Origin of the sequence: Escherichia sp. 20412-1 (genome assembly GCF_003027595.1) — a bacterium.
In the GTDB taxonomy this organism is placed as follows: Bacteria; Pseudomonadota; Gammaproteobacteria; order Enterobacterales; family Enterobacteriaceae; genus Escherichia; species Escherichia marmotae.
The window spans coordinates 140186-152420 of the sequence record NZ_PYQM01000003.1 but is presented as its reverse complement, the minus strand read 5'-3'; the positions used below and the strand labels follow the sequence as shown (position 1 = coordinate 152420).

The 12235-nt window shown below is 53.7% G+C and carries 7 protein-coding genes; 2 read left to right on the top strand and 5 right to left on the bottom strand.

Going from position 1 to position 12235, the window contains the following annotated elements; translation table 11 throughout:
• Positions 1-16 precede the first annotated feature (16 nt).
• Complete coding sequence (gene gsk / locus C7B16_RS03710; protein WP_000671588.1) at positions 17-1321, top strand: inosine/guanosine kinase; 1305 nt, start codon at positions 17-19, stop codon at positions 1319-1321.
• Positions 1322-1438: 117 nt separating this feature from the next.
• Here the strand turns inward: gsk and ybaL are convergent, their stop codons facing one another.
• The gene (ybaL, locus tag C7B16_RS03705) at positions 1439-3115 is read right to left on the bottom strand and encodes a YbaL family putative K(+) efflux transporter (RefSeq protein ID WP_000546244.1); all 1677 of its coding nucleotides are present in this window, start codon (positions 3113-3115) and stop codon (positions 1439-1441) included.
• A 239-nt stretch (positions 3116-3354) separates the two neighbouring features.
• Positions 3355-4575, bottom strand: coding sequence for a fosmidomycin MFS transporter (gene fsr, locus C7B16_RS03700; protein WP_107179376.1), 1221 nt, complete (start codon positions 4573-4575; stop codon positions 3355-3357).
• Between the two features lie 220 nt (positions 4576-4795).
• On the opposite strand from fsr, the gene ushA reads away from it, so the two are divergent.
• Positions 4796-6448, top strand: coding sequence for a bifunctional UDP-sugar hydrolase/5'-nucleotidase (gene ushA / locus C7B16_RS03690; protein WP_000670590.1), 1653 nt, complete (start codon positions 4796-4798; stop codon positions 6446-6448).
• Between the two features lie 36 nt (positions 6449-6484).
• On the opposite strand, the gene ybaK is transcribed toward ushA, so the two are convergent.
• The 3 genes from ybaK to copA all read right to left on the bottom strand — a co-directional run bounded on the left by ybaK (position 6485) and on the right by copA (position 12161).
• Positions 6485-6964 (bottom strand): Cys-tRNA(Pro)/Cys-tRNA(Cys) deacylase YbaK, encoded by a 480-nt coding sequence (gene ybaK, locus C7B16_RS03685; RefSeq protein ID WP_000186624.1) that lies wholly within the window; start codon positions 6962-6964, stop codon positions 6485-6487.
• Between the two features lie 202 nt (positions 6965-7166).
• On the bottom strand, positions 7167-7961 hold the full coding sequence (locus C7B16_RS03675; RefSeq protein WP_085448744.1) for a TraB/GumN family protein: 795 nt from the start codon (positions 7959-7961) through the stop codon (positions 7167-7169).
• Positions 7962-9659: 1698 nt separating this feature from the next.
• Positions 9660-12161, bottom strand: a complete 2502-nt coding sequence (gene copA, locus C7B16_RS03670) for a copper-exporting P-type ATPase CopA (protein ID WP_000083928.1) — start codon at positions 12159-12161, stop codon at positions 9660-9662.
• Positions 12162-12235 lie beyond the last annotated feature (74 nt).

Genomic DNA, 12235 nt, shown 5'->3' with positions numbered 1-12235 from the left:
ACCCGTAAAAACAACCATGAAATTTCCCGGTAAACGTAAATCCAAACATTACTTCCCTGTAAACGCACGCGATCCGCTGTTGCAGCAAATCCAACCAGAAAACGAAACCAGCGCCGCCTGGGTGGTGGGTATCGACCAGACGCTGGTGGATATTGAAGCGAAAGTGGATGATGAGTTCATTGAGCGTTATGGATTAAGCGCCGGGCATTCACTGGTGATTGAAGATGATGTTGCCGAAGTACTTTATCAGGAACTGAAACAGAACAACCTGATAACCCATCAGTTCGCGGGTGGCACCATTGGTAACACCATGCACAATTACTCCGTGCTGGCGGATGACCGTTCGGTGCTGCTGGGCGTAATGTGCAGCAATATTGAAATTGGCAGCTACGCCTACCGTTACTTGTGTAACACCTCCAGTCGAACCGATCTTAACTATCTGCAAGGGGTGGACGGCCCGATTGGTCGTTGCTTTACGCTGATTGGTGAGTCTGGCGAACGTACCTTTGCTATCAGCCCGGGTCATATGAACCAGCTACGTGCGGAAAGTATTCCGGAAGATGTCATTGCCGGAGCGTCGGCGCTGGTATTAACGTCCTATCTGGTGCGTTGCAAGCCGGGTGAACCGATGCCGGAAGCGACCATGAAAGCCATTGAATATGCCAAAAAATACAACGTGCCGGTGGTGCTGACGCTGGGAACCAAATTTGTTATTGCGGAGAACCCACAGTGGTGGCAGGCGTTCCTCAAAGAACACGTTTCTATTCTGGCGATGAACGAAGAGGAAGCGGAAGCGTTGACCGGAGAGAGCGATCCGCTGCTGGCATCTGATAAGGCACTGGACTGGGTAGATCTGGTGCTGTGCACCGCGGGGCCAATTGGTTTATATATGGCGGGCTTTACTGAAGACGAAGCGAAACGCAAAACCCAGCATCCGCTATTGCCGGGGGCCATACCCGAATTTAACCAGTATGAGTTTAGCCGCGCCATGCGGCACAAAGATTGCCAGAATCCGTTGCGTGTCTATTCGCACATTGCACCATATATGGGCGGGCCGGAAAAAATCATGAACACCAACGGAGCCGGAGATGGGGCGCTGGCAGCGTTGTTGCATGACATTACCGCCAATAGTTATCACCGCACCAACGTGCCAAATTCCAGTAAGCATAAATTCACCTGGTTAACCTATTCGTCGTTAGCGCAGGTGTGTAAATACGCTAACCGCGTCAGTTATCAGGTTTTGAACCAGCATTCACCACGCTTAACACGCGGGCTGCCGGAGCGTGAAGACAGTCTGGAAGAGTCTTACTGGGATCGTTAAACCAGCGAACTGATGACTGTCGGATGCGGCGTAAACGCCTTATCCAACCTACGGAAGATGGCACGCGTAGGCCGGATAAGATGCGTTAGCATCGCATCCGGCAATGATGTCAATATATTACCCCGTCACCACCTCACCAGCCGGTGGCGCTTCCAGCAGTTCCAGCATAGTACGGGCAATTTCGCGTTCACCCATCACCACCTGATTTGCTCCACGTTCGGAGATATACGCCACCTCATCGTCATAATGGGCACGGGCGATAATCTCAATATCCGGGTTTTGGGTGCGAGCAGAGGCCACAATCTCACCGGCTTCGTAACCGTTGGGAATGGTCAGAATCAGCCATTTCGCGCATTTCAGATGCGCCAGGTGCATTATCTCTTCGTTAGCAGCGTTGCCTAATACTGCGCGAACCCCGCGTTCACGCAACTCATCAACACGGGTTCGTGATGTTTCAATCACCACTAACGGAATATCAGACGCGAGCAATTTTTCCCCCAGCAGGCTGCCCACGCGACCATAGCCCACCAGTATCGCGTGGTTGCAAATATCCACCGGGATCTGTTTCTCTTCTTCGATAGCCTCTTCCAGCGTCTGCTCTTCCAGTGTTTCGGTCTTCGCCAGATATTTCTCCAGCAGCGCGAACAGCACCGGGTTGAGCATAATCGACAGGATCGCGCCTGCCAGCACCAGGTTTTGCCCTGCCTGCGGCAGCAGATTCAGCGCCATCCCCAGACCTGCCAGGATAAAGGCGAACTCACCAATCTGCGCCAGGCTGGCGGCAATGGTTAACGCTGTACGCTGGGAGTGACCAAACAGACGAACCAGGAAAAGCGCTGCCACTGATTTACCAAACAGAATAATCGCCAGCGTAGCCAGCACCGCCAGCGGTTGCTGAATCAGGATCAGTGGATCAAACAACATGCCTACAGAGACAAAGAACAGCACCGCAAACGCATCGCGCAACGGCAGCGTATCATGCGCTGCGCGGTGACTAAGTTCGGATTCGTTAAGCACCATTCCGGCAAAGAATGCGCCCAGCGCGAAGGAGACGTCAAACAGTTCTACTGCACCAAAAGCAATGCCTAATGCCAGCGCCAGCACCGATAAGGTAAACAATTCACGCGAACCGGTTGCAGCGCTCCGCGCCATAATCCACGGCACCAGACGGCGGCCCACCAGCATCATAATGGCGATAAATGCGACCACCTTGCCGATGGTGATCCCCATATCAACCGCCAGCGTGGCAAAGCCAACATCGCCTTGTTCCATCATCCCCGCTACCGCCGGCAACAATACCAGCGTAAGAACCATCACCAAATCTTCCACAATCAGCCAGCCAATGGCGATTTGCCCGCGCTGACTGTCTATCAATTGCCGTTCTTCAAGCGCGCGTAGCAGTACCACGGTACTGGCGGTGGAAAGGCACAGGCCGAACACGATGCCGGTCATCAACGACCAGCCGATCACGGCAGAGAGAGCCATGCCCAGCAACGTCGCCACGGCTATCTGGGCAATCGCGCCGGGAATGGCGATCGACTTTACCGCCATTAAATCCTTTAGCGAAAAATGCAGGCCGACGCCGAACATCAGCAGAATAACGCCCAGCTCCGCCAGTTCCGGTGCCAGTTTAGTATCAGCAACAAAACCTGGGGTAAAGGGGCCAGCCAGCACACCCGCTAACAGATATCCCACCAGAGGAGAAATACGCAGTTTATTGGCCAGCATGCCGAGGATAAAGGCAAGCACAAGGCCGCCAACAATTGTGGTGATAAGCGGGGTGGCGTGATGCATTCCGTCTCCTTTTCCTGGTGGTAGTTGTCCATATTTTGGCCGGGAAAACCAAAATTACAGGTAATAGTTTATGACAATTTCATTGATGATGTTTATGAATAATTGTTGAATTTTGCAGAAAAATGGAATTAGCCGCAAAAAAAAGCACGGATCGGAAAAGTAATGAGGTGTATGAAGAGGAAAGGCTTATGGCTACTGCAAAATGAAGCAGCCAAAGTTTACCTTTGGCTGCCGGGAATTCAGGATTTATGCCGATTATCAGGTAAGAATATGGTCAACATTCCCAGAAGCGGCAGGAAAGCACAGATTTTATAAACTAACTCGATGCTGGTATGGTCAGCGAGAAGCCCCAGAACCGCTGCGCCAAGGCCTCCCATCCCGAAAGCAAAACCGAAAAAGAGTCCAGAAACCATGCCGATACGCCCCGGAAGTAGCTCCTGGGCGTAGACCAGAATGGCGGAAAACGCCGAGGCGAGGATAAATCCAATAATCACCGTTAAAATACCCGTCCAGTACAGGCTGGCGTAAGGTAAAATCAAGGTAAACGGCGCAACGCCGAGGATAGAACCCCAAATTACATATTTTCTACCAATTCTGTCCCCCACAGGCCCGCCAATGACGGTTCCCGCCGCGACGGCAAACAGGAAGGCAAACAGATGAAGTTGGGCATTCTGGATAGATAAACCGAACTTTTGCATCAAATAAAAGGTGTAATAGCTGCTGATGCTCGCCATATAGAAATATTTCGAGAAAATCAGGATTAACAAGATGCTGACTGCCAGTACCACTTTGTCGCGTGGCAGCGGGTTAACAATCACTTCTTCCGGTTTGCTTTTACTCATTTGGTGTTGCGCGGCGTACCAGCGGCTGATTTGCGCCAGTACTACGATAGCCAGCAGTGCTGCCAGTACAAACCATGCGACGTTGCCTTTGCCGTAAGGTGCGATGATCACCGCCGCCAGCAATGGCCCCAACGAACTACCAAAGTTACCGCCTACCTGGAAGATAGATTGTGCCAGGCCATGACGCCCCCCAGACGCCATACGCGCCACGCGGGAAGATTCCGGGTGAAAGACCGATGAACCTGTACCGACCAGCGCCGCCGCCAGCAGAACCGCACCAAAACTGTCCGCCAGCGCCAGAAGCACCAGGCCGCTCAGGGTAAAGCACATGCCAATCGGCAGCGACCACGGCATCGGGTATTTATCGGTCCAGTAGCCGACCACCGGTTGCAGCAGGGAGGAAGCGAGCTGGAACGTCAGGGTAATCATGCCAATCTGCATAAATGTCAGAGAAAATTCAGACTGAAGCAGAGGATAAATCGCCAGAATTAGCGATTGGATCATGTCGTTCAGCAGATGCGAGAGGCTGATTGCGCCTAAAATACCAAACGATGTGCGTGCCTTAGTGGTTGACGCAGCCGCGCCCGCCACAGGCTGGGTTTGTTCACTCATTGCCATAGGAAAGTCACTTTTTCAGGGTTGCGATGTAAAGAATTATCTTATTTGTGATTATTACCTGACTAACATACCTGCATGCGCTGTCTTAAGGAAGTCTCAATGCTTAATACAGAATTTCCATTTTTGTATGTAGATTTACCATCACCACACACAGATTTGTCTATTATGTCGCGTCATACTAATTTTCAACACGTTGATATCTGGTCAGGGAGAGAGAAATATGAAGTTTTTGCAGCGGGGTGTGGCATTAGCATTATTAGCCGCATTTACACTGGCGAGTGAAACCGCCCAGGCTTATGAGCAGGATAAAACCTACAAAATTACGGTGCTTCATACCAACGATCACCACGGTCATTTCTGGCGTAATGAATATGGCGAATATGGTCTGGCGGCGCAAAAAACGCTGGTGGATGGTATCCGCAAAGAAGTCGCTGCTGAAGGTGGTAGCGTGCTGTTACTTTCTGGTGGCGACATTAACACCGGTGTACCGGAATCCGACTTACAGGATGCTGAACCTGATTTTCGCGGCATGAATCTGGTGGGTTATGACGCGATGGCGATCGGTAATCATGAATTTGATAACCCGCTCGCCGTATTACGTCAGCAGGAAAAGTGGGCTAAGTTCCCGTTGCTGTCCGCCAATATCTATCAAAAAAGTACCGGCGAGCGCCTGTTTAAACCCTGGGCGTTGTTTAAGCGTCAGGATCTGAAAATCGCGGTTATTGGTCTGACGACCGATGACACGGCGAAAATTGGTAACCCGGAATATTTCACTGACATTGAGTTTCGTAAACCTGCCGACGAAGCGAAGCTGGTGATTCAGGAACTGCAACAGACAGAGAAGCCGGACATTATTATCGCCGCCACGCATATGGGGCATTACGACAATGGTGAGCACGGTTCAAATGCTCCGGGCGATGTAGAGATGGCGCGCAGCCTGCCTGCCGGATCGCTGGCGATGATCGTCGGTGGTCACTCGCAAGATCCGGTCTGTATGGCGGCGGAAAATAAAAAACAGGTCGATTATGTTCCTGGTACGCCTTGTAAACCGGATCAACAAAACGGCATCTGGATTGTGCAGGCGCATGAGTGGGGGAAATACGTGGGGCGGGCTGATTTTGAGTTCCGCAATGGCGAAATGAAAATGGTCAACTACCAGTTGATTCCGGTGAATCTGAAGAAGAAAGTGACCTGGGAAGACGGGAAAAGTGAACGTGTGCTTTACACCCCGGAAATCGCTGAGAACCAGCAAATGATCTCGCTGTTATCGCCGTTCCAGAACAAAGGCAAAGCGCAACTGGAAGTGAAAATTGGCGAAACCAATGGTCGCCTGGAAGGTGACCGCAGCAAAGTCCGTTTTGTGCAGACCAATATGGGACGATTAATTCTGGCGGCACAAATGGATCGCACAGGCGCTGACTTCGCGGTGATGAGCGGCGGCGGGGTTCGCGACTCCATTGAGGCTGGTAATATCAGCTACAAAAACGTGCTGAAAGTGCAGCCGTTCGGCAATGTGGTGGTGTATGTGGATATGACGGGTAAAGAGGTGATTGATTACCTGACCGCCGTCGCGCAAATGAAGCCGGATTCCGGTGCCTATCCGCAATTTGCCAACGTCAGCTTTGTGGCGAAAGACGGCAAACTGAACGACCTGAAAATCAAAGGCGAAGCAATCGATCCGGCGAAAACTTACCGCATGGCGACATTAAACTTCAATGCCACCGGTGGTGATGGTTATCCGCGCCTTGATAACAAACCGGGTTATGTGAATACCGGCTTTATTGATGCTGAAGTGCTGAAAGGCTATATCCAGAAAAACTCGCCGCTGGATGCGAGCGCATATGAGCCGAAAGGTGAGGTAAGCTGGCAGTAATCTGAAAGTGCCGGATGTGCGCATCCGGCACAATGCTTAATCGCGGCGAGCAATATCGGCAAATTTCGCATCGAGGATCTTCGCCAGATCGCCTGCTGCCAGTTCGATATCTAACCCGCGTTTACCACCAGAAACATAAATGGTGGCAAATTCTTGCGCGGGGGCGTCGATGATCGTCGGCAGACGTTTTTTCTGCCCCAGTGGGCTAATTCCCCCAACCAGATACCCCGTGGTGCGTTGTGCCACCATCGGATCGGCCATCTCTACTTTCTTGGCACCCAGCGCCTTTGCCACCTTTTTAAGATCCAGTTGACCTGCGACTGGCGTAACGGCTACCGCCAGATGTTTCATATCGCCGTTCACTGCGACAAGCAGCGTTTTGTAGACCTGATCCGCATTCAAACCTAATTTTTTGACCACTTCATCGCCAAAATTAGTTTCAGCCGGATCGTGATCGTAGGTATGAATCTGGAAAGAAATCTTGTTTTTTTCGAGTAATTTAACTGCGGGTGTCATCGTAATTTTCCTGCCTCAAACAAAAAACGGAGAAAGCATACGCCTGATGGCGGCCCAAAAAAAAGAGTCATCTTGCCTAAGAGTATTGGCAGGATGGTGAGATTGAGCGACAATCGACTTACACCGTCGCTTAAAGTGACGGCATAATAATAAAAATATGAAATTCCTCTTTGACGGGCCAATAGCGATATTGGCCATTTTTTTAGCGCAGCATCTGCGGCAAATTCCCTTCTCCATATAAGTGCAGTGCGCCAACCGCGACCACATAGCGCCCCGGCGGCATAGCGCGTAATTTATCCCGCCAGGCAAGATTGCGCTGGTGCATCAGCACATCGTACAGCGACTGACTGAATGTATTGGGCAGCGTTATTTCATTATCTTGCGGTGGCGCATTCAGCCACCAGCTCATCATTTGTTGCAACAACCGGGCGTTGGTATGCCAGTGGGTCAGAGTATCGTCCAGCAGTGCCAGTCCGTTGTCGGAAAGCTGGAGCAACATGGCAATCTGATTTTCTGCCCCTTCCAGTTCAATCACGGGCTTATGTTGTTGCTTCGCTACCTGCAATAACTGGTAATCGATACCATATTCTGCCCGCAGCCCCAGTTTTTGCGCCTGTGTCGCCTGAAGAACCATCGCGATTTGCCACAGCGGTTGAGTAGAAAACAGCGAGGGAGAAATGCCCATCTCCTGGCTAATATGTTGCAGGTTTTGCATCTGTTCTTCGCTGATACGCTCTTCCAGCGCCTCGCAGGAAGGGAGATTGGCAAATGGGGTATCGCTGGTGGAAACATCCGCCTCGACGATAAGCGCATCGGCTTGTTTGAGTTTTTTGAGCAGCCGGGCGGGCAGGGGAGCCATATCGTGGCTACCCATATGAATACTGCCAATGAGATGAAAATGACGATTACCGGAAAGAGAGATATCGATGGCAGGCCAGGTGTAATGATTACCGCGCAGCGCAGCCCAAAGTGTTTTTACCCGGTACAACAGATCCATACGACCTCCCTTTGTGAAATATCATGCTAGCGCGCGGGGAGGAATGGCGCAAATGGAGTTGATTGTTGCACTTGTGCACAGTGCTTTGTCCAGTAAACCGGATAAGGCGTTCATGCCGCATCCGGCACCTGAGCGTCATTGCCTGATGCAACGCTGACGCGTCTTATCAGGCCTACAAACTTGTGCCGAACCGTAGGCCGGATAAGGCGTTCACGCCGCATCCGGCACCTGAGCACCATTGCCTGATGCGACGCTGTCGCGTCTTATCAGGCCTACAAACTTGTGCCCGAACCGTAGGCCGGATAAGGCGTTCATGCCGCATCCGGCACCTGAGCACTATTGCCTGATGCGACGCTGTCGCGTCTTATCAGGCCTACAGACTTGTACCCGAACCGTAGGCCGGATAAGGCGTTCACGCCGCATCCGGCACCTGAGCACTATTGCCTGATGCGACGCTGACGCGTCTTATCAGGCCTACAAACTTGTGCCCGAACCGTAGGCCGGATAAGGCGTTCACGCCGCATCCGGCACCTGAGCACTATTGCCTGATGCGACGCTGTCGCGTCTTATCAGGCCTACAAACTTGTGCCTGAACCGTAGGCCGGATAAGGCGTTCACGCCGCATCCGGCACCTGAGCGCCATTGCCTGATGCGACGCTGACGCGTCTTATCAGGCCTACAGACTTGTGCCCGAACCGTAGGCCGGATAAGGCGTTCATGCCGCATCCGGCACCTGAGCACTATTGCCTGATGCGACGCTGTCGCGTCTTATCAGGCCTACAAACTTGTGCCCGAACCGTAGGCCGGATAAGGCGTTCACGCCGCATCCGGCACCTGAGCACTATTGTCTGATGCGACGCTGACGCGTCTTATCAGGCCTACAAACTTGTGCCCGAACCGTAGGCCGGATAAGGCGTTCATGCCGCATCCGGCACCTGAGCGCCATTGCCTGATGCGACGCTGTCGCGTCTTATCAGGCCTACAGACTTGTGCCCGAACCGTAGGCCGGATAAGGCGTTCATGCCGCATCCGGCACCTGAGCGCCATTGCCTGATGCGACGCTGATGCGTCTTATCAGGCCTACAAACTTGTGCCCGAACCGTAGGCCGGACAAGGCATTCACGCCGCATCCGGCACCTGAGCACTATTGCCTGATGCGACGCTGTCGCGTCTTATCAGGCCTACAAACTTGTGCCCGAACCGTAGGCCGGATAAGGCGTTCATGCCGCATCCGGCACCTGAGCGTCATTGCCTGATGCGACGCTGTCGCGTCTTATCAGGCCTACAAACTTGTGCCCGAACCGTAGGCCGGATAAGGCGTTCATGCCGCATCCGGCACCTGAGCGCCATTGCCTGATGCGACGCTGACGCGTCTTATCAGGCCTACAAACTAGTGCCCGAACCGTAGGCCGGATAAGGCGTTCATGCCGCATCCGGCACCTGAGCACTATTGCCTGATGCGACGCTGACGCGTCTTATCAGGCCTACAGACTTGTGCCCGAACCGTAGGCCGGATAAGGCGTTCACGCCGCATCCGGCACCTGAGCACTATTGCCTGATGCGACGCTGTCGCGTCTTATCAGGCCTACAGACTTGTGCCCGAACCGTAGGCCGGATAAGGCGTTCACGCCGCATCCGGCAGTCGTGCGTTAATGCCAAATGCGCCGCCCTGAAGCAGCGCATCCGGCAATGACGTACTTACTCTTTCGGTTTAAACCGCAGCAACCGGTTGGCGTTGCTCACCACGGTAATCGACGAGAGTGCCATGGCTGCCCCGGCAACCACCGGGTTAAGCAAGGTTCCGGTGAACGGCCATAAAATACCGGCGGCGACGGGGATCCCAATGCTGTTATAGATAAACGCACCAAGCAGATTCTGCTTCATATTACGCAGCGTTGCGCGGGAGATGGCGAGCGCATCGGCAACGCCCATCAGACTATGGCGCATCAGAGTAATCGCTGCGGTTTCAATCGCAACATCACTCCCACCGCCCATTGCAATACCGACATCCGCCTGGGCCAGTGCTGGCGCGTCGTTAATACCGTCACCCACCATTGCGACCTGACGCCCCTCGCTTTGCAGACGTTTAATCGCTTCGGCTTTACCATCCGGCAATACACCCGCAATCACTTCATCAATCCCCGCTTCTTTGGCGATCGCATTGGCGGTCGTTGGGTTATCCCCGGTCAACATCACCAGACGATATCCCGCTTTATGCAGCCGTTGCAGCGCCGCCACGCTATCACTACGTAATGGATCGCGTACTGCCAGCAGGGCTACCGCTTTACCGTCAACCGCCAGCAGCACTGGCGTTGATCCTTGCGATGCCTGGGCGGTAATCTCCGCTTCGATAGCTTTCGTATCTACTTGCTGATCATTTAACAGCGCCTGATTCCCCAACAGCAGCGCATGGCCTTCTGCTTCACCGCTCACGCCCAGCCCGCGCAATGTGCGGAAGCCGTTGACTTGTGGCAGTTGCATATCGCCTGCTTTATCGAGGATTGCCCGCGCCAGTGGGTGGCTGGAACCTTGTTCCAGTGCCGCCGCCAGACGCAGCGCCTGCGCTTCGTCAACATCAGCAAAGGTTTTCACAGTGACAACCTGCGGCTTCCCTTCGGTCAGCGTCCCGGTTTTATCGAAAACTACGGTATCCAGCGTACTGGCACGTTGCAGTGCGTCGGCGTCACGCACCAGCACACCGAACTCTGCCGCGCGGCCGACACCAGAAATAATCGACATCGGCGTTGCCAGCCCCAGCGCACACGGGCAGGCGATAATCAGCACCGTGGTGGCAATCACCAGGGTATAAACAATTTGCGGTGCCGGACCAAAGAAATACCAGATTGCCGCACTGATCAGCGCAATCACCACCACTACCGGCACAAACACGGCAGAGATTTTATCCGCCAGTTGGCCGATTTCCGGCTTACTGCTCTGGGCCTGGCGCACCATGCGAATAATCCGCGACAAGGTAGTATGGCTGCCAACCGCACTGGCGCGAAACAGCACGCTGCCGTCCTGCACCACCGTCCCGGCATGGACACTATCGCCTTCGCCTTTTTGCTGCGGAATAGGTTCACCCGTCAGCATTGCTTCATCCAGCCACGCTTCGCCCTGGGTAATCTCACCATCTACCGGCACACGATCACCGGTCGTCAGGCGCAGCAACATACCTGGCTGCACTTCAGCCAGCGGCACACTTTTTTCACCATCTTCGGTGACCAGTCGTGCCGTGGGCGGGGTTAAATCGAGTAATTTCTCCAGCGCTTTAGAAGAGCGCTGACGTGCGCGCGCTTCCAGCATATGGCCGAGATTAATCAGACCGATAATCATCGCGCTGGCTTCGTAATAAAGATGTCGCGCTTCCATCGGGAACCACTGCGGCCACAGGTTGACGCTCATCGAATAGAGCCACGCCACGCCTGTACCCAGCGCTACCAGCGTATCCATCGTCGCCGCGCCGTTCAGCAGGCTTTTCCATGCGCTGCGGTAAAAATGCCCACCCGCGAAAACCATCACCGCCAGCGTAATCAGGCCGATAACCAACCACAGGTTGCGGTTGTCGGCAGTGACCATCATGTTCTCGCCAATCATCCCCCAGACCATCACCGGGATACCCACCGCCAGGGCGACAATCGCCTGCCAGCGGAAGCGTTTCATAGTCGCGACGGCGGTTTCCTGCTGGCGCTCGCGGCGTTTAGCATCATCTTCAATCGCCTCTGCGCCGTAGCCCGCTTTTTCCACCGCCTGCACTAAATCTTGTGGGGAGGCACTGCCCATCACCAGCGCAGTGCGCTCCGCCAGGTTTACCCGTGCCTGGGTGACGCCCGGTACGCTTTGCAGCGCGTTCTGCACCCGGGTGACACAACTGGCGCAGCTCATGCCGCTCAGCAGCAACTGCTGACTATCGTCTTCGGCGGTCGCTGCCGGAAGCTCATCAGGAACCGCTGTCAGTGCTTCCGACGGGATTGATGACTCCGCCAGCGGTTTAGCCTTTGGGTGGCTTACTGATGCGTCATAACCCGCTTGCTTGATAGTTTCGATAAGCTGTTCTGCGCTGGCAGTACCGGTAACGTGCGCTTCAGTGATAGACACGTCCGCCTGCTCAACGTCCGGGCGCTGCTCAAGACTCTCTTTTACGCGTTTAACGCAGTGACCGCAGGACAAGCCGTCCAGGGTCAGGTCGATTGTTTGAGACATAATTCACTCCTTTAAGACAGTGTTGACTGACTGAGATAAAGGGTAAACCTTCCAGCAAGGGGAAGGTCAAGAAA